Raw genomic sequence first — 21,762 nt, forward strand, 5'->3', positions numbered from 1 at the left:
CGCGGCTCAGAGCCGCTCATCCTCCACCCGGTTGCGGAGCGTGCCGATCCCTTCGATCGCCACTTCGGCGACATCGCCGGGCTTCATGAAAACCTGAGGGTCGCGCGCAAAGCCGACCCCGCCCATCGTTCCCGTCGCGATCACGTCGCCGGGACGGAACGGCGTCCACATGGTGACGTAGGAGATGATCTGCCGAACGGAATGGATCATGAGGCTGGTATTGGCCTTCTGCATGACCTCGCCGTTGAGCCGCATCTCGACCTCGAGACGGTCGGGATCGGGAATTTCGTCGGCTGTCACGAGCCAGGGCCCGGAGGGGCCTGTCTTCTCGAAATTCTTGCCGGGATTGATCTGGCGACTGTGGCGCTGGAAATCGCGCAGCGAGCCGTCGTTGAAGCAAGAATATCCGAAGACATAGTCAAGAGCCGTCTCCTCGGACACGTAGCGGCCCGTATCCTTGCCGATCACGACCAGAAGCTCGGCCTCGAAATCGAACTGGTGCGAGGCCTTCGGGCGAAAAATCGGCTGTTCGTGCCCGGTCATCGATTCCGGCCAGCGGGCGAAGATCATCGGATATTCGAAGCCCGTATCCGTCCGGTTGAGCTGCCGGTTCGCCTCGTGGATGTGGTCGTGATAGTTGAGCCCGACGCAGATGATCTTGCTAGGATTTGGCACGACCGGCAGGAGCTTGAGATCGGAATAGGAGAAGTCTCCGTCCTCCCGAGCGAGGATCTGCTCGGCGATCGGCCTGGCGTCGCCGGCGATGAAGTCGACGATGGTCGGATAGGGGGCGAGGCGGCTGGTCAGGTCGATGACGCGGTCGCTCTTCACGATGCCGTAATGCGTGGCGCCGCGCCGGTCGTAGCAGACGAGCTTCATGGGATCCGTTCCTGACTTTCGCAGATGAAGAGGCGCTCGGGCGCCATTGGGACGATGCAGATCAGAGCGTTCCGCCGTTTCGCGGACACGAAATCATGCGTTAGCTTCACGGTCGAATGCAGTTATCCAAGACCGGATGCCGCGACTCGGCAACGCACCCTAGTCGTTCTTGATGCCGGCGCGCGCGATCACGTCCGCGTATTTTCGGGCCTCGGATATGATCTTGGCCTGCATCTCTTCGGGTCGGTTCGGCGCGACTTCGAAACCTTGGATGTCGTAGGCCCGTCTGACCTCGGGAACGACCAACGCGTCAGCCATGGACTTGTTGATGAACGAGACGATCTCGGCCGGCGTCGCAGCCGGTGCGAGGATCGAACTCCAATTCGTCACCTCGAAGCCGGGCGCGACGCTCTCCGCCAACGTTGGAACGTCGGGAAGACGCGCGCTGCGGTGCAGGCCGGTCACGGCCAAGGCCTTCAGAGAGCCGTCCTCGACCAGTGGCAGGGCCGAGACGTCTCCCAGCACGAAATCCACATGCTGGCCGAGCAGGGCGGTGACCGCGGGGGCCGAACCCTTGAAGGGCACATGGCGCACGTTGATCTTGGTGTCGAAGGCGAGAATCTCTGCCGACAGATGCGGCCCCGCACCCACGCCGGACGTGCCGTAGTTGAGTTCGCCGGGCTTGCGCTTGGCGAGCGCGATCAAGTCCTCGATCGTTTTGACGCCGAGCTTCGGATTGACGAGGACGATGAACGGAGAGGTCGAGATCTGCGACACAGCCGCGAAGCTCTTGGCGGCATCGTAGGAAAGATTCCGGTAGAGGCTGGGCGAGACAGTGTGCGAGGTTCCCGCGAGATATAAGGTGTAGCCATCCGCCGGCGCGGAGGCGACGGTGGCCGCGCCGATGGTCGTCCCGGCGCCGGGCCGGTTCTCGATGATGACCGGCTGCTTCCAGATCTTCGACAGTTGTTCTCCAACCGCACGGGCCTGCAGTTCGGCCGATCCGCCGGGGGCGTAGGGGACAACGATCCGCACCGTCCTCCTCGGGAAATCGAGCGCCGATGCCGGGCCTGCGACGACCGTTGCCGCAGCGGCCGCGAGCACGGCCAAGACCCCCCGTCTGGCATGGGGAACGAACGTCATCGCCATCCTTATTTTCCTCCCGGCAAGATGCGGACGAACGACGCCCGCGTCTTCGATGCCGCAACGGCACCCGCGCGCTGGTTCTGGCCCGGCCGCGCCCTTAGGGCTCTGACCGTCATCGCGACGGGAGAGGAATTAGCGGAACGCTGAGATACCGTCTAATATCGATTTAGACAATTCTAGATACCAAAAAGGTATCGACCCTCGAGGAGGCGACGGTGGATCAGCGCAAGCTGCGATATTTTGTGGCCGTCGCGGAGGAGCTCCATGTCGGCCGTGCCGCCCGAAGACTGAACATGGCCCAGCCGCCACTGACGCGACTGATCCAGCAACTCGAGGCGGATATGGGTTCCGCCCTCTTTGTCCGCACCCGAAAAGGCGTCCAACTGACCAATGCGGGAAGCGTCCTCCTCGACGAGGCTCGGAACCTTCTGCTGCTGGCGTCCCGCGCCAAGGAGCGCACGCGCATGGCGGGGCTCGGGCGTTCGGGCCGCCTCGACATCGGCGTGTTCGGATCGAACATGCTCGTCGTGCCCGATCTGCTGCTGCACTTCACCCGCAGCTATCCCGACGTTGACCTCGCCTTCCATGCCATGAACAAGCAGGAGCAGCTCCAGGCGCTTTACGACCGGCGGACGACCATCGGATTCAACTTCCTCGGGCTCAAGCTCGCCGGCATATCCAACGAAAAGGTCCGATCCGAACCCCTCGTGGTTGCGATGCCGGCGACCGATCCGCTGGCGGATCGTCCCTCCGTGCGTCTGGCGGAAGTCGCGGAACGCCCCTTCGTGGTCCCGGCGAGCGGCCCGAGGCCGAACCTCCTCGATTTCGTTTTCGCGCTTTGCCTCGAGGCGGGATTCAGGCCCCGGATTTCGCAGGAGGTCGCAGATTCCGTCACGGCCGTCGCGCTCGTGGCGGCGGGGTTCGGGGTCTCGCTCGTCCCGCAAGCGACATGGGCGCTGCAGTTGGCGAACGTCGTCTTCAAACCTCTCGACCACGATCGTCCGGCCAGCGTCGACCTCCATTGCATCTATCGGACCGACGACACGTCTCTCGTCCTCAAGGCGTTCCTAGAGACGATCGAGGCCACACGCCAGGATTGACGAGCCCTCGACTCGCGCCCGCATTCCGCCATCGGCGGCGTTCGGCATTGGCGAGTTCAACCTGGAGCAGGCCCTCATCCGGCGCCCTATCGCGCGATAGGCGGATAGTGTCATCCTCGATGCGAAGCCGATTTCCCGGACCTGACGGGTACGGCTCTTCCGCCGATAGCTTGCCAGCCAGGTCGAAGGCTGGCGACAGTTGTGCGGTCGCGAGAGACCAGTTCAGCGCCGGATGGTGTCATGCTCGGCGATCTGTCGCGCGAGCATGGTTCCGGTCGAGCGCATTGGCGGCGTCCGAGTCTGCATGTGGAAGCGGACCTTGCGCGTGCTGCCGATCCCAATTTTTTGCGGGCCTTCGATGAGCCCGATTGTGCAAGGAGGAACTTCGCGACCGATTTCGTGCCTCACTGCTTCGGGCTGACAGGCCCACGCCTCGAGAGGCGGGCGATCAGGACGTACAGCAACGGCGTCACGAACACGGCCAGCACGGTTGCGGTCACCATGCCGCCAAGGACGCCCGTTCCGATGGCACGCTGACTGTTCATACTGGCGCCCGTCGCAATGGCGAGCGGCACGACGCCCAGGATGAAGGCGAGCGACGTCATCACGATGGGCCGGAAACGAAGCTGGCAGGCCTCCAGGGCCGCGTCGCGCACCGACTTTCCGTGCGCGACGAGGTCCTTAGCAACCTCGATGATCAGGATGGCGTTTTTGGCCGTGAGGCCGATCACCGTGATCAGGCCCACCTTGAAGTAGACGTCGTTCGGCATGTCCCGGAGCAGGGTTGCGAACACCGCCCCGACGACCCCCGTGGGCACCACCAGCAAGACCGCAAACGGGATCGACCAGCTTTCGTACAGCGCCGCGAGGCAGAGGAAGACGCAGAAGAGCGCGAGCGCCAGGAGGTAGACCGCCTGACTGCCCGAAAGCTTCTCCTGCAGCGACTGTCCGGTCCAGGCAAAGTCGAAACCCTGCGGGAGCTGCCGGGCGAGCCGTTCCATCTCAGTCATGGCGTCACCGCTCGCGTAGCCGGGTGCCGCCGTGCCGCCGAACTTGATGCTGGGATAGCCATTGAAGCCCACGACCTGGGAGGGCCCTATGGTCCACTGCAGGCGCGAGAACGAGGCCATAGGCACCATTTGCCCCTTACTGTTTCGGACAAAGAGGTCGAGCAGATCCTCCGCCTTCATGCGCCGGCTGGCCTCGGCCTGAACGATCACCCGTTGCATGCGAGATTGGTTCGGAAAATCATTGACATAGGCAGAACCGAGGCTGGTCGTCAGCGTGTCGTTGATGTCCGCGAAGGTGACGCCGAGGGCGTTCGCCTTCTCCCGATCGATCAGGAGCTCGACTTGCGGCGCACTCGGCAATCCCTCGACATAGACGGCCTGAAGGATCGGACTCCTGCCGGCCGCGGCAAGAAGCTGATCACGGGCGGCGGCCAAAGCCGCGTGCCCCAATTGCCCTTTGTCCTGGAGGCGGAAGCTGAACCCGCTGGAGTTGCCGAGAGAGTCGATCGCGGGAGGGGCGAGGGTCATCGCGGTTGCGTCGGCGATGCCCGCCAGTGCGGCGTTCGCCCGCGCGCTGATCGCATCGGCCGATGCGTCCGCGCCGCGCTCCGCCCAGTCCTTCAGAGTCACGAAGGAGAGCGCCGCGTTCTGGCCCTGCCCCGAGAACCCGTATCCGACGAGCATCACACGCTGCGTGACTCCTGGCTCCGCTGCGAAATGCTCCTCGACCTTCTTGACGACGTCGAGCGTGCGGCCAGCCGAGCTTTCAGGCGGCGTCTGGGCGTCGACGATGACGTAGCCTTGGTCCTCGGTCGGCAGGAAACTCGAGGGCATTCGCAGATAACCCCACCCCAGCGCCGCCAAAAGGGCCGCATAGACGACGAGGAAGCGTCCTGGCCGGCCGAGGATGCCCTCGACCCCCGCGACATACCGCCTGGTCGTCCATGCGAAGATCCGGTTGAACCAACCGAAGAAGCCACCCTTGCCGTGGCCGTGGCCGGACTTCATGGGCTTCAGCAGCGTCGCGCAGAGGGCCGGCGTCAGTGACAGGGCGAGGAAGGCCGAGAAGGCGATGGACGTCGCCATGGTGACCGAGAACTGGCGGTAGATCACGCCGACCGAGCCGGGGAAGAAGGCCAGCGGCACGAAGACTGCGATCAGGACCGACGTGATGCCGACGATGGCGCCGGTGATCTGCCCCATCGCCTTGCGTGTGGCGTCGCGCGGAGAGAGGCCCTCCTCGGCCATGATGCGCTCGACATTCTCGACCACCACGATGGCGTCGTCGACCAGGATGCCGATGGCGAGCACCATCGCGAACATCGTCAGGACGTTGATGGAGAAGCCGGCGATGAGAAGCGCGCCGCAGGTCGCGAGCAGTGCGACCGGCACCACGATGGCGGGGATGATCGTGTAGCGGACGTTCTGGAGGAACAGGAACATGACCGCGAAGACCAGTGCCATGGCCTCCGCCAGGGTCATCAGGACCTTCCGGATCGAGACCTCGACGAACGGAGTCGTGTCGTACGGGACCTGCACGACGACGTTGGCCGGCAGACTACGCTGCAGTTCGGCGATCTTGGCACGTACGCCCTTAGCTGCGGCCAGGGCGTTGCCGCCGGGCGCGAGTTGCACGCCGATGCCGGCCGCCGGCCGCCCGTCCAAGCGCGTCTGCATGGCGTAGGTCTGGCCCGCGAGCTCGACCGACGCCACGTCTCGGAGGCGCACCACCGAGCCGTCCGGGTTCGCGCGCAGGACGATCTCTTCGAACTCCCGGACAGTCGTGAGCTGCCCTCGGACCAGCACGTTCGCGGCGATGCGCTGATCATCTGTCGCCGGCTGCGCGCCGACGATGCCTGAGGCGATCTGAGCATTCTGCGCACCGACCGCTGCCGTGACATCCGCCGGCGTCAGGTTGAGGCCGACGAGGCGGGCCGGATCGATCCAGATCCGCATCGCCTTCTCGGACGAGAACAGGGTGGCTCGACCGACGCCGGGCACGCGGCGGAGCTCGCCCAGGATGCGCCGCGCCGCTACGTCGCCGAGATCAGTCTCTGACATCGTGCCGTCCTTCGAGCTGACGGTCGCGAACATGAGGAAGCTGGTGCTCGCCTCTTCGACGATGACGCCCTGCTGGGTGACCGCGCGCGGAAGCCGCGCCTCAATGCGCTTGATGCGGTTCTGGACCGCAACGGTCGCGTCCGAGGCGTTGGAGCCCGGCGCGAAGGACGCGTTGATCTGAGTGGCGCCGGACGAGTCGCTGGTGGACTCGAAGTACATCAGGCCCGGAATGCCGTTCAGTTCCTCCTCGATGATGCGCGTGACGCCGTCGTAGAGACGCTCGGGTGGCGCTCCGGGATAGGTCGCAGTCACCTGGATCGTGACGGGCGCGACATCCGGGTACTGAGAGATCGGCAGCGAGAAGACGGAGATCGCGCCCGCCAGCACCATGAAGATCGAGATCGCCCAGGCAAAGATCGGACGGTCGATGAAGAACGAGGTCATGGTCTCACCGATCAGGGCGGGTGGGCACGGGGCGCTCGGGCGCCGGTTTCCAAGGCACGGGGGCGACGGTCGCGCCGGGCCGGATCTTCTGGAATCCCTCGACGACGACGGTTTCGCCCGGCTCCAGCCCTTCCTCGACGAGCCAGCCGGCCTCGGTCAGCGCGCCCGTTCGGAGCGGGCGCAAGGCGAGCCTGCCGCCCTCCTCAACGACGTAGGCCTGCGCTTCGCCGGCGCTGCTGCGCTGGATAGCCTGCGCCGGCACCAAGACCGCGCCCGACTTCACGCCCCGGGGAACTCGCACGCGGACGTAGGTACCGGGAAGCAACGTGCCCTTCGTGTTTGGGAGGGTCGCGCGCAAGCTAACCTGTCCCGTTCCCGGATCGACCGTGACGTCGCTGAACAACAGACGTCCGGTGTCTCCGAAGGGTTCGCCCAGTATGTCGACCAAGCGGACCTCTGTGGGACCGGAGGCCGTCCGCTCGGCGAGGCCGGGGTCCGAGGCCGGTTGTGCAAAGTCGGCATAGATCGGATCGATCTGCTGCACGGTGGCGAGGTGCGTCGCGTCGTTCTGCCCAACGAGCGCCCCTTCGGTCACCAGCGCCCGTCCGATCCGCCCGTCGATGGGGGCACGCACCGTCGCGTAGTCGAGGTTGATACGGGCCCGGTCGAGTTGGGCTTTCGCCGCGGCGACGTCGGCCTCCGCCTGCCGAAGTGTGGCGACGGCGACGTCGTTCTGGGCAGAACTCGCCACTTGCCGCTCGATCAGCGTGTCCACACGGTCCGCAGCGCGCTTGGCCAGGACACGGGTCGCCTCGGCCCGCGCCAAGGCCGCGGCGCGTGCGTCGAGCTCGGCATTGTAGACGGCCGGATCGATCCGGAACAGGACGTCGCCGCGCTTGACCGTAGCGCCTTCGACGAAAGCTCGCTCCTGCACGATGCCGGCCACCTGCGCGCGGACCTCGGCTACCCGCGTTGAGGCGAGGCGTCCCGGCAAGTCCATCGTCATCGGGACTGTCGCGGCTTGCGCGTTCACGCTCGCGACCTGGATCGGCGGCGTCTCGGCACCCGACTGGTCCTGTGAGGCCGGCTGGCAGCTGGCGAGTGCTAGCGCGAGGCAGGACGCGGCGAGCGGAAGGAAACGGCGGACATGCCGGGACATCAAGGAATTCCTGCGAGGTTGTTCAGATCTTGCGGGTCATCGCGACAAGGCGTTCGCGCAAGGCGGAAAGATCGGGCATCGGACCGCCGTCGTCGCGCAGGAGCGCAGCCAGCCACGCCCCGTCTGCGGCCAGGCGAGCGACTTGGAGGTGGGGCTCGTCGTCGGTCGCGCGATGCCGTTCGATGCTTCTTGCGAGCCACTCACCCGTCATCCTGCGCAGGCTTGGTGCGGCGAGTGTCGAAACGTAGAGCGCCGTCCACTGACTCCCGTGGTTCAGCATGAGATCGTCGAGCACGACTTTGACATAGGCACGAGTGTAGCGACCACGCGGCTCCGGATCGTCGGCCATGGCCGCATCGATGTTGGAGCCCATCTGCTCCATGAGATCACCGACCACGCCCTCGATGAGGGCTTGCTTGTTCGCGAAGTGATGGAAAAGGGCACCCTTCGTGACCCCTGCCGCTTCGCAGACGGCCTGCACTGTAACGGCTGCAAGCCCCTGCTCGAGGGCGAGCTTGGCAGCACAGTCGATGAGTGCGCGCCGGACCAGCTCTGGCTGCTTCTTCCGGCGGGGTGAGGCAAGCACCTTCAGTGCCCCGTCGAGAAGCGAGAGTGCTGCATCGCCACGCCGCCGCCTACGATCATTGAGATGCCGACGGCGCACCAGATCGTGCAGGCGCCTCCGAGAGGCACCACGCGCAGTGCGGCGCATAGGGCGGAGTAGGCGGCTATAGGGCTCATGGGATCGCTAAAGCTGAATATCTTTGCCAAATACCAACCGACCGGTATCTTTCAAGGAGTTTGGTGTGTGCCCCGGCACGTCGCGGTGCATTCGGGCTGCGACGCGGTTGCGCTCCTCATCGAGGCGAAAGGCGCTGACCGCTAAGAGGTGACAGAAGGGGACCGCAGCGATCCGACCGCGCCAATGGCGATCACTCGCAGTTCCCGATTGCAAGGCCGCTTCAGCTTTCGACCGATCCCGCCGAAGGAGTCCGCAGACTCCTGCGGTCGGACCGGCTGCCATGGCGGAGAAGGTCTGGGGATTCTTAGCCCATCTCGGGCCGGGCCATCTCGGGCCGGGGCACCGGGATCAGCTTTGCGAGCTTGCGGAGGTTCTGAGCTGTGGCGGCGATGTGGAATTCCTCGCGGCTCCGTTCGGTGTCAAACGGCGTCGAAAAGTTGCACGCCGTTTGAGAGTAGACGGCAGCAATTGATCCGCAGGGCTCTGTCCGGCCGCAGGAATTGTTGCTTCGCCCTAGGTTGGTCTATTCGCTGGGCCGGAGACCGCGAGCAGAGTGCGGACTAAACGCTCATCACGCTAAGCTCCCGCCGACAACCTAGCATCCCATCGCCCTGAACTCACCATGTCCGATATCTCGGCTTTCACTGCACCGAATAGGGCCTCAGCCGCCGGGGTGATCGGCTTCAGATCGTTCCGGCATAGGGAGACGACCCAGCTCAAGCTCGGTTTTTCGATCCTGAGGACGGACGTGTAGCCGCTCATCGCTTCTAGGCGCGCCGCCGCCATAGGCAGGATGCTGACTCCCCTGCCCGCGTGTGCGAGTTCGATCATCAGGCTAAGCGCATCGACCTCGATGAAGCGCGGCGGATTGAGGCCAGCCTCATGGGCAAGCGTCCGGATGACGTGAGGAGGATGGGGCACGATCAACGGATGTTTCGACAGTTCGGCAATGGTGATCGAACTGCGCCCGATCCAAGAGGGCGGCCCGATCGCGAACAAATCCTCCGTGAGGAGTTCCGTGACCGCGATGATCTTGCTCGGCCGGGGACCGTAGAGGATGGCCAGGTCGATCGTCCCGCTCAGCATCCATTCGTGCAGGAAGGCGCTAAACCCCTCGACGATACGGAGGGAGACGCCTGGATAGGCCTGGGCGAAGCGCTCGAAGAACGGCTCCGCGAAGCGCCAGGCCAAAGGGCTCGGTACGCCTAGTGTCGCTGCGCCCGTCACGCCCGGACGCGCGATCCGATCGCCAACCTCCGTCCGCAACTGTTCGACGTCGCCGAGAAGCCGCTTGAACCGCTCGAACAGAAGGCGCCCGGCATCGGTCATCGACACGCCATGGCCATGCCGGTGGAAGAGCTTCGTGCCGAGCTCCTGTTCCAGCAATCTGATCTGGCGGCTCAGCGCGGGCTGCGTCACGCGCATGACCGCCGCGGCACGGCTGAAGCTCCGCTGGTCCGCCACATGGATCAGCGCCCGCATCTGGCGGAGATCCAAGCTCAGAACCTTCGCCGAGCGACGAGTATCTCCGTCATTGTCTGGTCCATGCGATGCGTCCGACCTCACGCGGTGTTCTTGCGACCGGACGATAGCGCGAGCGCGCGGCCAACGCGAACCGGCAGCCCCCGCGTCAAGCGGGTTCTAGCGTGGGACGGGTGCGGGTCGGCGACGAACCGCTCCGGGATTGTTCCTGCACCTCGTCGATCAGCCCGAGTTCGCAGGCGAGGATCTGAAGCGCGAGATACTTCGAGAAGATGCGGCACTGCGCCAGACTGCCGGCGTTGAACCACAGCCCCGGCTGCGGTGTCCTCTTCCACATATTGCGGAGCTCGCGCTCCTCGCCAAACCCCCAGACCGGTCCGGTCCGGTCAGCGATCTCGTCGCCCAGGAACTCGCGCACGACATCCTGTTGATTCTTGAACCCGGTCGCGGTGACGAGAAGGTCTACAGGTCGGATGCCGCCGTCCTTCATCCGAATGCCGTCGGGGACGAACCGCTCGATGTCCGAATATTGCAGCAGGTCGACCTCACCGCTTACGATCAGATCGGAACAGCCGACGTTGAAATAATAGCCGCCACCGCGTGTCAGGTACTTCATCTGGAAGCCGGTGCCGTCGTCACCGAAATCCAGCCGGAACCCCCGCGCTTCCAAGGCGCCGAGAAGTTCCTTGTCGGCGGCGCGGATGCTCGTCGTCAGCTGCTGGTAGCTCCTGATGAGAACAGGATGCGGGACCGCGATCGACAGCAGATCGGCGTCGTCCAGCGGAAGCCCCTCATTATAGAGGCTGTAGAGCTTCTGCGCTTCCTTCAGGCTGAGCACGGTCGTCGGACTGCGCTGTATCATCGAGACCTTGGCGCCGCTCGCATGAAGATCCTGGGCGACGTCGTGACCGCTGTTGCCGGTGCCGAGAACGACGGCGTTTCGCCCCGCCCACCGATGTCCGCTCCCGTAGGCGCCCGAATGCACCACCTCGCCAGCGAAATCCTCAAGACCGGGCAGCGAAGGCTGGATCGGGATAGCGCTCACTCCCGTCGCAAAGACGACATGGGCGGGCCGGACGATCCGGATCCCGTCCGGCCCGGACACCCTGATGGTCCATTGGCGCGCACGATCGTCGTAGGAGCCGTCGACCAGGGATGTCTTCGTCCAGACATTCAGATCCATCACATCCGCATAGGACCGGAACCAGCTGGCGAGCTTGTCCTTCGGCACGAACCGGGGGAACGTCGCGGGAAAAGGCATGTACGGCAGGTGGTTGCCGTACACCTCGTTGTGCAGCGCAAGCGCGTGGTAGCGGTTTCGCCAGTTGTCGCCGACCTCGTCGTTGCGATCGATGATCAGCGTGTCGATACCGAGCGCTCCCAGCCGAGCACCGATCGTAAGGCCCGCCTGGCCCGCACCGATCACCAGCACGCGAGGATGCCGGTCTAGATAGCGAGAGCGCTCAGTGCGAATGTCGAGCCAGTTCTTGCCGCCGAACTCGCGCTTGAAGGCCTCGTCGTCGGGTGCCTGCGAACCCATGACCTCGGGATGATCGTGTATCTCGTCCAGCGCGGTCAGCAGGATCCAGGCTTTCGCCTCGCTCGGCCTGGCCGGATCGGGCACCAGACGCACAACCCCCGAGCCGCGGCCCACGGAGGTCTCGAAATCGACGAAGGCTTCGACGACGTCGCGCCCGGCTCGCCGAACGAGCCGAGGCGCCGTCCGGGCCTCGGAGAGACGGAACGTGCGGATGGAGATCCCTGCGAGCTTGTCATTGAACGCTGCCTCGATCTCGTCCGGCCCGACCGCTGTGTCGATGTCCCATTCGAAGCCGCAGATGTCGCGCCAGCTTCCATCTTCGAGAAACAGCGACGCAACACCGCCGAGGGCATTGGCCTGGATCGCCTTCCAAAACCCTCCGACCCATGTTTCCGCAAGCGTGTTGGGCCGAACCACCATGTCACTCCCCGAAGCGATTGTTATCCGATCCGCGTGGCGAAGCTGCGCCTAGCCGGCCTGAACAGGGGTTATCCCGCGGCGGAACGATGATGCGAAGGCAGCATGACGGCCCCGGCGGAGTCAAACGGAAAGCACCGATATAACGATCGGTTATTTCGGGTATGCTTGGTTCGGCGTTGAGGATCGGCGGGTCTGCGGCTAGGGTCCTTTAAAATGTTGGGAGGAACCCCGGAATGAAGCGCGACATCGGCCGTCGACTGCTGATGAAAATCATCGGGCAAGAATATTTCACTTGCCGCGACGCCTCCACCAATTCCTTTAATCAAGATCTGAGGCGTCTGTCGGAGGAATATTGCTTCGGCGAAATTTGGTCGCGCCCCGGATTGCCGCCCTCGACCCGAAGCCTCCTCTGCATCGGAATGCTTGCGGCTCTCGGCAAGACCTCGGAACTGCGTCTCCACGTCGGAGGCGCGCTGAACAACGGCTGCAGCGTCGACGAGATCAAGGAAATTCTGCTGCAAGCGACGATCTATTGTGGGCTTCCGACGGGCGTCGAGGCGACCCGCATCGCCGAAGAAGTCTTGAAGGAGCGCGGCATCACGTTCGACGCGGTGGCGGTCCCACAAGGCGCATAAGGCATCTTCTGACGCCGGATTGCCGAACACATCAGACAACCAGTCGAACTAACAAAAACAATCAGAGGGAGGAAGCGATGATTCGATCCGCTGCCATCGGGATTGGCGCCGCGCTGTGGACCGCAATGTCGGTAATACCGGCTAATTCTCAGGCCACGCCGTCCGAGCCGATCCGGATCGGCGTGCTCGACGACATGTCGGGCATGTTCGCCGATCAGCAGGGAATGGGAGATGCGGTCGCGGCGAGAATGGCAGTCTCCGATTTCGGCGGCAAGCTGCTCGGGCGGCCGATCGAGGTGATCCACGCCGATCACCTGAACAAGACCGATGTCGGAGCGCAGATCGCGCGAGGCTGGTTCGATCAGCAGAACGTTCAGATGATCACGGGTCTCGGCAATTCGGCTGTCGCTCTGGCTGTCCAGAGCATCTCGCGCGACAAGAACCGGATCCAGATGACGACGTCGGGCGGGACGGCCGAACTGACCGGAAAATCATGCTCCCCGAACGGCACCCACTGGGTCTTCGACACCTTCGCGCTTGCAAAGGTGACGGGGAGCGAGGCCGTCCGGCGGGGCGCGAACAGCTGGTATTTCATCACCGCCGATTACGCGTTCGGCCACGCGCTCGAACAGGACACGGCGAAGATCGTCAAGGAGGCCGGCGGTACGGTCGCCGGCGTCAGCCGCTATCCTGGCGGGTCGTCCGATTTCGCGTCCTACTTGCTGCGAGCGCAATCCTCGCGCGCAAAAGTCATCGGGCTCGCAAATTCCGGCAGCGACATGGTCAACGCCGTGAAGCAGGCCAACGAATTCGGCAACGTGGCGGGTGGTCAGCAACTCGTGGCCCTGCTCGCGTTCACGACGAACCTCAAGGAGGCTGGCCTCGCTGCGACGAAGGGGCTGATCTTCACCGAGGCCTTCTACTGGGACCAAACGGAGGAGACCCGTGCTTTTTCGAAGCGCTTCGCGGCCCTTCACCACAACCGTCCACCGACGAGCCTGCAGGCCGGGACCTACAGCGCGACGCTGCACTATCTCAAAGCGGTCGCAGCCGCGGGGACGCTCGACGCGGCCACGGTGATGCGGAAGATGCGCGAACTGCCCGTCAATGACTTTATGACCAAGAACGGACGGCTCCGCCAGGACGGCCGCCTGATTCGGGACATGTACCTACTTCAGGCGAAATCGCCCGAGGAATCCAAAGGCGAATGGGATCTCGCCAAGGTCATCGCGACCGTGCCGGGCGAGCAGGCCTTCCGGCCGATGAACGAGGGAGAGTGTCCGCTCGTGAAGCAGTAACGCCGACACGTTTTGACCGTCGGCGATCCGACGGGCTCAGTTGATGGGGCATCGTTCATATCATGATGACAATCGGTTTCATCGGGCTCGGCGCCATGGGCTCGCGCATTGCGGCCCGCCTGACGAAAACAGAGCATGCGCTCGTCGTCTGCGACATCGATCCCGAGCGGACCGCGCCCCTGCGCGCCCTCGGAGCGACGGTCGCGGCGTCTCCCCGTGACGTTGCGACGGCGGCGGATCTGGTCTTCACGAGCCTTCCGACGCCGGCCGTCTATCTCGACGTCCTTGTCGGCCCAGGGGGGGTGATCGAAGGCGGCCGGGCGAGGATCGTCGTCGACCTCTCGACGATCGGAGCGAGTGCCGCGGCGCGCGCGGGCGAGGCCCTTGCTGCGCGCTCGATCAAACTCATCGACGCGCCGGTCAGCGGTGGCGCACACGGCGCCGAGCACGGTACGCTCACCATCATGGTCTCCGGCGACAAGCCCGCCTTTGAAACGGTGCGGCCCGTCCTGGCGCATATCGGGCCGAAGACCTTCTATCTCGGCGACAAGCCGGGGCTCGCGCAGAGCATGAAGCTCGTCAACAACATGCTCGCGGCGGTCGGAGCTGTCGCCAGTTTCGAGACGCTGGTGATGGGGCATCGGGCCGGGCTTGGCGCGCAGGAGATGCTCGATGTCGTCAACGTCTCCAGTGGCCGCAACTTCGCGACCCTCGAGAAGATTCCGAGGTCTGTCCTGTCAGGGGCCTTCCCGCCCGGCTTTTCGACGGAACTGCTGCTCAAGGACGTCACTCTCGGGATCGCGGAGGCCGAGAAGCTCGGGGTTCCCCTCTGGATGACCCATGCGGCTCGGGACTTCCTCGCTTTCGCCGTCACTCAGGGCGACGGCCCAAAAGACTACGCGGCGACGATCCAGCATTTCGAAGGATGGGCCGGGACAGAGCTGAGATCCTAGAGGGACCTCCCAGCCCCTCAAAGACGACGACCTTCGTTGCCGGGCTGCGCCGAGACGGGATCGTGGCTCCCTTCGTCATCGACGGACCCATCAATCGCGATGCGTTCGAGGCCTATGTGGACCGAGTGCTCGTCCCGGAAGGTTCGACCTAGCGCAGTCGTGATCGTGGATAACCTGTCCAGCCACAAAGGGCCGCGCGTGCGTGAGATGATCAAAGCTGCGGGTGCGAGCTTACGCTACCTCCCGCCCTACTCGCCCACTTCAATCCCATCGAGAACGCCTTGGCCAAGATCAAGACACTCCTGCGAAAGGCCGCAGAGCAGACCGTCGGCGCGCTCTGGGACAAGATCGGTCTGTTGATCGATGCCTTCACACCAGCCGAATGTGTCAACTACTTCACAGCCGCTGGATACGATGCCACGTGAACGGGTTCCGCCCTAAATGGCGAGCTCCGCTCCACTCGGAACGGATCGTCAGGGTCGCGCCCGCTTTCGTGAGGACAACACGGGCAAGGTCAGCTCGCTGACAGTCAGCCGCAAAAGGCTGATTAAATGAAACCCATTGTGCCAACGAGGGGAGCCGATCAACGCCCCCTTCTTGTGAGGAGCTCTGCGCAGCCTGTCTCAGCGAGAAACGAGCAAGAGGGAGAATTGCGGAACGTAGGTGGTCAGGAAGAGCACAAACAGCATTACCAGGATCTGAGGCCAAATCGCACGTGCGATGCGGGCGAGGCTCAGTCCCGATATCGCCATGCCGACGAAGAGGCAGTAGCCGATGGGGGGCGCCGCCATTCCGATCGCGACGTTCGTCACGATCATCGCGCCGAAATGGATGGGATCGACCCCGAACTTCGTCGCTATCGCCATCAGCATCGGCCCGAGGATGACCATGATGGCGATCTCGTCCATCACCGCCGCAAGGAGGAAGAAGGCGATGTTGAGGGCGGCCAGTGCCATCCACTTCTCGGAGATCTGAGAGGCAAGCCAGCTCGCGAAGTTCGTCGCCAGCTGCTCCTGGGCAATCAGCACACCGAACCCCGCCGAGACGGCGATGATGGCCGTGACGATCGCACTGGTGCGGACCGCACGCAGCGTGATGGCGGGGATGTCGGGCAGTTTGATGCGGCGCTCGACGAACATGCCGATTAGGAGCGCGTAGGCACACGAAATGCCGGCGGCTTCCGTCGGTGTAAAGATGCCGCCATAGATTCCGCCGATCACGATAAACGGCGAAAGAAGCGCCCATTTTCCGCTCGCGAACGCCTCGCGGCGTTCCTGCCAGGTCGCCTTCGGCTGCTTCGGCACCCGATGGCGCTTCGCGTGGACATAGCAGACGACGAGCAAGCCTAATGCGATTGCGAGTCCCGGCATGATGCCCGACAGGAACAGCTTGCCGATCGATTGCTCGGCGATCGTGCCCCAGATGACGAAGGCGATCGAAGGCGGAATCAGCGGTCCGAGTACGCCCGCGCTGACGGCGATCGAGGCCGCGAAAGCCTTGTCGTAGCCTTGCTTGGCCATCGCGGGAATGAGGATCGCTCCGATGGCGGCGGTGGTCGCCGGCGCCGAGCCCGATATCGCGGCGAAGATCAACGCCGCGACGACCGTGACCATCGCCAGGCCGCCGGTGCGATGGCGGACCAGTACGGAGGCCACATTGACCAGCCGCTGCGACAGCCCCCCGGCGGTCATCAATTCACCGGCGAGCATGAAGAGCGGAATGGCAAGAAGGCTGAAGGACTGAGAGCCCGCAATCAGTTGTTGCGCGAGAAAGGCCGGCTCGATGTCGGCGACGACAAGCACGAGCATCACGACCGCGCCGATGGCAACGGCGAAAGGCACGCCAAAACAGACGAGCGCGGCGAAACCCAGTGTCAGGAGGAGCGTGGTCGCGCTCATGCCGCCAACTCGGGGACGTCTTCGTCAGCGGAGCCCGCAATCAGACGCTGGATGGCGAACAGGCAGATCATGCCGCCGGCGATCGGAGCCAGAACGTGGAGGAACTCGATCGGGTAGCCGATCGCCGCCGAAACGGAGCCTCCGGTCATGTCGTAGAAGCGCGTGCCCGACCAGAGGAGGAAGGCACCAAACGAGGCCGTCAGAAGCTCGACGGCGCGCTCGGCCCAGCCGCGCGCGCCGTCGGGCAGGTTGCCGATCAGGAGATCCAGTCGGACGTGAAAGCCTTCTCGAACACCGAGCGCCAGGCCGCCGAGCGTCGCCCAGGCGAACATCAGGACGGCAAGCTCTTCCGACCACGACAGCGTCTTGCCGACCACATAGCGCATCACGACCTGCAAGACGATGCAAGCGAGCATCACGACGACCGCGACGACGAGGCTGGCGCACAGAATTGCCGCCACCCAAGCGGTCAGGCGATCGATTGCGCGCGCGATGAAGCCGAACATGAGAGAAGCCAGCCTTGCGTCGCCTTCACCGCGAAGAGATCACTTCACCGCGGCGAGCGCTTCCTGCAGCAAATCGGCGCCGATCGACGGCTTGAACTGCTCGTAGACGCCCGCGACGGCGGCACGGAACGGCGCCATGTCGGCAATACGGTTGACCTTCATGCCTGACTTCTCGAGCTTGGCAACGATCTCCTTTGCGTGCGCTGCGGCGACCTCCCGTTGTTTGGCCGTGGCGGTCACGCCAGCGTCGGTGACGGCTTTCTGAAGATCGGGCGACAGGCGATCGAAGAAGCGCTTACTGACCATCAGAATGTTTGCTGAATAGGTATGATTTGTGAGCGAGAGGTACTTCGCGACCTCGAAATACTTGCTCTGCTCAATGACAGCGAGCGGAATCTCAAGCCCGTCGATGGTACCCTGCTGCACCGCCGTAAACGTCTCGCCCCAGGCCATCGGCACGGCATTGCCGCCGAGGGACGAGAACATGGCGATGAAGACCGGGTTCTGCATGACGCGGTACTTCACGCCCTTGACGTCCTCCGGCGTCGCGACGGGCCGAACGTTGTTGATCATATTGCGGAAGCCGCCTTCCGTGTAGCCGAGGACCTTGATCCCCTTGCTTTCGAGCTTGGTGGCGAGCTTCTTGCCGATCGGGCCGTCGAGCACACGCTGGGCCTGCCCCTCATCGGCATAGAGGAACGGAAGATCGTTCAACTGGAAGGCGGGCTCGATCTGAGCCACGACGGCGTTGGTGATGATGCCGGCATCGACCGTGCCGAGCCGCATGCCCTCGACCATCGGCTTTTCGTCGCCAAGCTGTCGGTTCGGGAACAGGCGGACCTCAATGCGGCCCTTGGAATTGGCTTCGACCGCCTCTTTGAAGGCGCGGGCACCCACGGCATACGGATCGGCCGGGCCGTCCGACGCCGTCCAGCCGAGTTTGATGATCGTCTTGCCCTGAGCGAGCGCCGGCAGGACCGAGCCCGCCAGACCCAGTACAAGCGCACTGGCAGCCACGCTGCGTACGATCGCGCGGATCATCTCAAGTCTCCTCCCTTATCGGACGCAAGCCAGCCGACGACGTTCCGATCCAGCGCTAGTCGAGCCTGGAGGGATCGCCGCAAACCGTGATCCGCGAGCCGTTCGTTTCCTACCATTTGATGCGCCGCAATTGGCTGTCGGAGCACCGATTGGGAACTATCTGACATGCAGGCGCCCCTAATCTCCATCAAAAAGTGACATGCATTTTTCTCAAATGACGCAACTCATCGTGAATCCTGTGCATTCCGTGGAATGCAGGACGTGCATTTGAGGTTGCCCACTATTCATTGTCCTGCATGCCATCATTCGAGCTAACCACGCCCGGCAGAAGCGAGCCGGGAGGATGTCATGGCAACCAAGAGGAATGCGCCCGAGAGAAGGCGTGCACCGGCCGGCATGCGCTGGCCGGGCGATCGCAACGTGGCCGTCGTCTTCAACGTCGCCTACGAGGCATGGTCGGACGGCGCTGCATCCGGCCTCGGCCCGATGGGCAATCCGCTTCCGGGCGGAGCCTTTGACCCCAACGCCGATAGCTATGGCCGCTACGGCGCCAATGCGGGGATCCGACGCCTCATGGGTGTGCTGGCCGACGCCGGCGTGTCCGCCAACATCTTCACATCCGGCATCCTCGCCGAGCGCGACCCGGAACAGGTCAAGGCTGTCGCCGCAGCCGGCCACGAGATCATGGGCCACGGCTACGCCCAGAACCTCATTCCCGCGACCCTCTCCGAAGAGGACGATGAGAGCTCGATCCGCCGGACGACCGAGTTGCTCCAGGACGCGACAGGCAAGCGCCCCACGGGCTGGGTGAGCCCTCGCGCGACTGCCGACGGCAGCACGATGCGGCGGCTCATCCGTCACGGATACAAGTGGCAGGCCGACGTGGTGGATGACGACCTGCCCTATCTCGAGCGCTACGAGGAGGGGGATCTCGTCGCCGTGCCTCTTTGCATCGACTTCAACGATCTCTCTCACTCCATGCGCTTCGGCCGCACGCCCCGCCAGTTCGTCGAGATCTTTCAGGATACGCTCGAGCAAGCGCTCGCGGCTTCTCGCGACACCGTCATCCTGGATATCCTTGTCCACACACATTGCTACGGCCGCCCCGCCGGCGCCTGGGCGTATGGGGCACTCGCCAAGATGTGCGCTGACCGAAAGGATATCTGGCTCACGACCCGCGGCCGCATCGCGGAGCACTTCCTGAGCGAGCTCTGACGATCGGTCGCTAGGACGGCAGCCTTTCGGCACCGGGATACGGGCTTCCCGATCCCGGCGCCGGACAAGGCGGATTTCCGCCCCGGTCCCGCCAGGTTTTCTTATCGCGGGAAGTGCCGCACAGTCCCCCGCGTATGGCGGCCGTAGGGGCCTCAAGGACGCAGCGCGTTCCAATGAACCTGCGAAAGTTCGACCTGAACCTGCTCGTCATCTTCCAGACGATCATCGCGACGAGATCGGTCGTGGCGGCAGCCGACCAGATCGGGCTGTCGCCTTCTGCCGTCAGCCACGCGCTGGCGCGGCTTCGCGTGATGTTCAATGACGAGTTATTCCGTCGCTCGTCCCGCGGCCTCGAGCCGACGGACCGTGCGCTCGGGCTCGCCAGCGAAATCGAGATCGGGCTCGCTCACATCGGTCACGCGATCGAAGGGCAGCACAACTTCGATCCCGCCAGCGCCGAGCGGCGCTTCACCATGCAGATCGCCGACTACATCAGCGGCATTCTGCTCGCGCCCCTGGCGAAGCGCCTGCAGGCGGAGGCTCCCGGCGTGTCGGTCGAGGTTCTTCCGTTCTCGACGGGTTCGGAGGTCGAGCGCATCGCGGCCGATGTCCAGCTCCGCTTCACGCCCGGCCAGAAGGCGCCGGCCGCGCTCCGCGTCGAGAGGCTGATCACGGACAAGTTCATGGTCGTGATGCGGCGCGACCATCCGGCGGTGGGAACGAAGCTGACGCCCGAAATCTATGCGAGCCTAAGCCACGTCCGGCTGTCGCCGTCCGCGATCGGAACGATGATGGTGGACGAGGCTCTGATGCGGCGCGGCCTGAAGCGACGCATTGTCATGTCGGTGCCGAGTTGGTTCGATGTTCCCCAGATCGTCGAGAACTCGGACCTCGTCGCCATCGTGCCGAGCCGCCTCTCGCGCAGCAATAGGCGTTTAGCGGGGCTGCACGCGGCGGAGTTGCCGCTATCCGAGGTGAAGTTTGCGATCGACCTTTCCTGGGATGCGCGACGCGATCGCGATCCGGCTCAACGATGGTTTCGAGCATTGCTTAAAGCTGTCCTTCGGCGACCAGACCCTATCAGAGACGGCCAGAAAGCTTGCGACGACTAAATAGTACGCGATAATATTGTGCAATATCGCCCATTATGCATAGTTCATTCAATCGAATTCAAGATACGCACGAGTGCAACGGGCAACGTCGAGCCCTCGCGCAACATCTGCCGCCAGACCTTGCGCGCGCCATAGACCTCGAAGCTCTCCCCGAACACCCGCTCGATCTGAGGCTCCAGCCACAGATACCGCCTCGCCCGAGCTGACAGCTTCCCCGGATCGATCCGTTTGGCGACGTGCTCATGATAGGTTGACGCGGCGATCGGCGGCACCTTGCAGATCGGCTCGACCCCATACGCCCCGCGATGTCGTCAATGAAGGCGATCTTGACCGATGTAGGGGTCGAGCTCTGCCTTGGCAGAATACGCCGATGCCTTACGTAAAAATCTCGTTCGCCTGCCACAACTCCGGTTCTCGCGTTCGAGAGGCCGCCGTCGCAGCCGACCTCGCTCGGTCAATCGGCATCCTGACGATACCCGGAAGCAGCTTCGGAGCCGGGCAGGACGGGCACGTCCGGTTGTCCTTCCCAAGCCTCACGCCGGAGCGCGCCGCCAAGCTCGACCGCCGTTTGACGTCCTTCGTCGCGCGGGACAGGCCGGCAGCCTCCGACGGGTTAGCCGACCCCGCGAGGGAAGCGTCGCGAAAATCGCCAAGCGTCCCAGCGCGACGACGAAGATCCTCGCGGACCCGGACGGAACGGATCGGAACAGCCGCATTTGGATTGAGGCATTCGGAATCGGTCATGAGATCACGCATTGGCAACCTAGGTCCCGTCGTCGCTGTGGGCGTCGCGGCTGTTCTGGCGATCATTATCCGGGGCATCTCCGGTCTAGTGAGCGACAGTCACGAGGGTCGCAAAGGCGCCGCCCAGCCGGCAGAAGCCAAGCAGTCCGCCGGAAACCCCCAAGCCGCGGCGAAGCAGCCGGGGCGTGGAAGAGATGCTGAAACGCCCGCCGACATCCCTGCGACCGGCTGGAAGGACATCGCATGGCGCGTTTACGAAGAGATTGGCCGTGATCGCGTGACCGCCGTCGCCGCGGGCGTTACCTTCTATCTGCTGCTGGCAGCGTTTCCGGCGGTCGCTGCATTCGTGTCGCTCTACGGCCTGATTGCCGACCCTG

16 protein-coding genes, 3 pseudogenes and 1 other annotated feature are annotated in these 21,762 nt (G+C 64.1%); of the genes and pseudogenes, 8 read left to right on the forward strand and 11 right to left on the reverse strand.

Going from position 1 to position 21,762, the window contains the following annotated elements:
• Nucleotides 1-6: 6 nt before the first annotated feature.
• Together EV668_RS24510 and EV668_RS24515 are read right to left on the reverse strand one after the other, a co-directional pair.
• Nucleotides 7-879 (reverse strand): fumarylacetoacetate hydrolase family protein, encoded by an 873-nt coding sequence (locus EV668_RS24510; RefSeq protein WP_133775226.1) that lies wholly within the window; start codon nucleotides 877-879, stop codon nucleotides 7-9.
• Nucleotides 880-1,038: 159 nt separating this feature from the next.
• Entirely contained in the window at nucleotides 1,039-1,914 is an 876-nt protein-coding gene (locus EV668_RS24515) for a tripartite tricarboxylate transporter substrate binding protein (protein WP_166652629.1), read from the reverse strand.
• A 326-nt stretch (nucleotides 1,915-2,240) separates the two neighbouring features.
• On the opposite strand from EV668_RS24515, the gene EV668_RS24520 reads away from it, so the two are divergent.
• Nucleotides 2,241-3,125, forward strand: coding sequence for a LysR family transcriptional regulator (locus EV668_RS24520; RefSeq protein ID WP_133775230.1), 885 nt, complete (start codon nucleotides 2,241-2,243; stop codon nucleotides 3,123-3,125).
• Nucleotides 3,126-3,529: 404 nt separating this feature from the next.
• Here the strand turns inward: EV668_RS24520 and EV668_RS24525 are convergent, their stop codons facing one another.
• From EV668_RS24525 to EV668_RS24545, 5 genes are all read right to left on the reverse strand, one after another.
• Nucleotides 3,530-6,640: a multidrug efflux RND transporter permease subunit gene (locus tag EV668_RS24525; protein ID WP_133775232.1), complete on the reverse strand. Its 3,111-nt coding sequence runs from the start codon at nucleotides 6,638-6,640 to the stop codon at nucleotides 3,530-3,532.
• Nucleotides 6,641-6,644: 4 nt separating this feature from the next.
• Nucleotides 6,645-7,799, reverse strand: coding sequence for an efflux RND transporter periplasmic adaptor subunit (locus EV668_RS24530; RefSeq protein WP_133775233.1), 1,155 nt, complete (start codon nucleotides 7,797-7,799; stop codon nucleotides 6,645-6,647).
• Between the two features lie 22 nt (nucleotides 7,800-7,821).
• Nucleotides 7,822-8,463 (reverse strand): TetR/AcrR family transcriptional regulator, encoded by a 642-nt coding sequence (locus EV668_RS24535; RefSeq protein ID WP_342636851.1) that lies wholly within the window; start codon nucleotides 8,461-8,463, stop codon nucleotides 7,822-7,824.
• A gap of 654 nt (nucleotides 8,464-9,117) precedes the next feature.
• Nucleotides 9,118-10,023 carry a LysR family transcriptional regulator gene (locus EV668_RS24540; RefSeq protein ID WP_133775237.1) on the reverse strand — a complete coding sequence of 302 codons (906 nt, stop codon included), beginning with the start codon at nucleotides 10,021-10,023 and terminating at the stop codon, nucleotides 9,118-9,120.
• 148 nt (nucleotides 10,024-10,171) lie between these two features.
• The gene (locus EV668_RS24545; RefSeq protein ID WP_133775239.1) at nucleotides 10,172-11,983 is read right to left on the reverse strand and encodes a flavin-containing monooxygenase; all 1,812 of its coding nucleotides are present in this window, start codon (nucleotides 11,981-11,983) and stop codon (nucleotides 10,172-10,174) included.
• Nucleotides 11,984-12,216: 233 nt separating this feature from the next.
• Between EV668_RS24545 and EV668_RS24550 the strand changes: the two genes are divergently transcribed.
• The 4 genes and pseudogenes from EV668_RS24550 to EV668_RS24565 form a co-directional block, all read left to right on the forward strand.
• Complete coding sequence (locus EV668_RS24550) at nucleotides 12,217-12,618, forward strand: carboxymuconolactone decarboxylase family protein (protein ID WP_133775241.1); 402 nt, start codon at nucleotides 12,217-12,219, stop codon at nucleotides 12,616-12,618.
• 77 nt (nucleotides 12,619-12,695) lie between these two features.
• Nucleotides 12,696-13,916 (forward strand): ABC transporter substrate-binding protein, encoded by a 1,221-nt coding sequence (locus EV668_RS24555; protein ID WP_425359657.1) that lies wholly within the window; start codon nucleotides 12,696-12,698, stop codon nucleotides 13,914-13,916.
• A 65-nt stretch (nucleotides 13,917-13,981) separates the two neighbouring features.
• Nucleotides 13,982-14,869 (forward strand): NAD(P)-dependent oxidoreductase, encoded by an 888-nt coding sequence (locus EV668_RS24560; RefSeq protein WP_133775255.1) that lies wholly within the window; start codon nucleotides 13,982-13,984, stop codon nucleotides 14,867-14,869.
• Nucleotides 14,836-15,294: pseudogene (locus tag EV668_RS24565) on the forward strand (transposase); the annotation flags it as partial. The gene EV668_RS24560 and the pseudogene EV668_RS24565, both read left to right, overlap by 34 nt.
• Nucleotides 15,295-15,492: 198 nt before the next feature.
• Here the strand turns inward: EV668_RS24565 and EV668_RS24570 are convergent.
• Genes EV668_RS24570 through EV668_RS24580 form a run of 3 tightly spaced genes read right to left on the reverse strand, consistent with a single transcriptional unit; the run spans nucleotide 15,493 to nucleotide 18,314 of the window.
• Nucleotides 15,493-16,767, reverse strand: coding sequence for a TRAP transporter large permease (locus EV668_RS24570; protein WP_133775243.1), 1,275 nt, complete (start codon nucleotides 16,765-16,767; stop codon nucleotides 15,493-15,495).
• Nucleotides 16,764-17,273, reverse strand: coding sequence for a TRAP transporter small permease (locus EV668_RS24575; protein ID WP_133775244.1), 510 nt, complete (start codon nucleotides 17,271-17,273; stop codon nucleotides 16,764-16,766). Before EV668_RS24575 ends, EV668_RS24570 begins: the two co-directional genes overlap by 4 nt.
• A 39-nt stretch (nucleotides 17,274-17,312) precedes the next feature.
• On the reverse strand, nucleotides 17,313-18,314 hold the full coding sequence (locus tag EV668_RS24580) for a TRAP transporter substrate-binding protein (RefSeq protein ID WP_133775246.1): 1,002 nt from the start codon (nucleotides 18,312-18,314) through the stop codon (nucleotides 17,313-17,315).
• A gap of 420 nt (nucleotides 18,315-18,734) precedes the next feature.
• Between EV668_RS24580 and EV668_RS24585 the strand changes: the two genes are divergently transcribed.
• Together EV668_RS24585 and EV668_RS24590 are read left to right on the forward strand one after the other, a co-directional pair.
• A complete protein-coding gene (locus EV668_RS24585; RefSeq protein WP_208111625.1) occupies nucleotides 18,735-19,529 on the forward strand; it encodes a polysaccharide deacetylase family protein in 795 nt (264 codons plus the stop codon).
• A 173-nt stretch (nucleotides 19,530-19,702) separates the two neighbouring features.
• Nucleotides 19,703-20,641, forward strand: a complete 939-nt coding sequence (locus EV668_RS24590) for a LysR family transcriptional regulator (protein ID WP_133775247.1) — start codon at nucleotides 19,703-19,705, stop codon at nucleotides 20,639-20,641.
• 72 nt (nucleotides 20,642-20,713) lie between these two features.
• Here EV668_RS24590 and EV668_RS24595 read toward each other — a convergent pair.
• Nucleotides 20,714-20,966 (reverse strand): annotated as a pseudogene (locus tag EV668_RS24595) (IS3 family transposase); the annotation flags it as partial.
• Nucleotides 20,896-21,010: a sequence feature (AL1L pseudoknot), on the reverse strand. (Overlaps the previous pseudogene by 71 nt.)
• Before the next feature lie 373 nt (nucleotides 21,011-21,383).
• On the opposite strand from EV668_RS24595, the pseudogene EV668_RS25500 reads away from it, so the two are divergent.
• A pseudogene (locus tag EV668_RS25500) lies at nucleotides 21,384-21,762 on the forward strand (hypothetical protein); the annotation flags it as partial.

Origin of the sequence: Enterovirga rhinocerotis, from assembly GCF_004363955.1 — a bacterium.
GTDB classification, from domain to species: Bacteria; Pseudomonadota; Alphaproteobacteria; order Rhizobiales; family Beijerinckiaceae; genus Enterovirga; species Enterovirga rhinocerotis.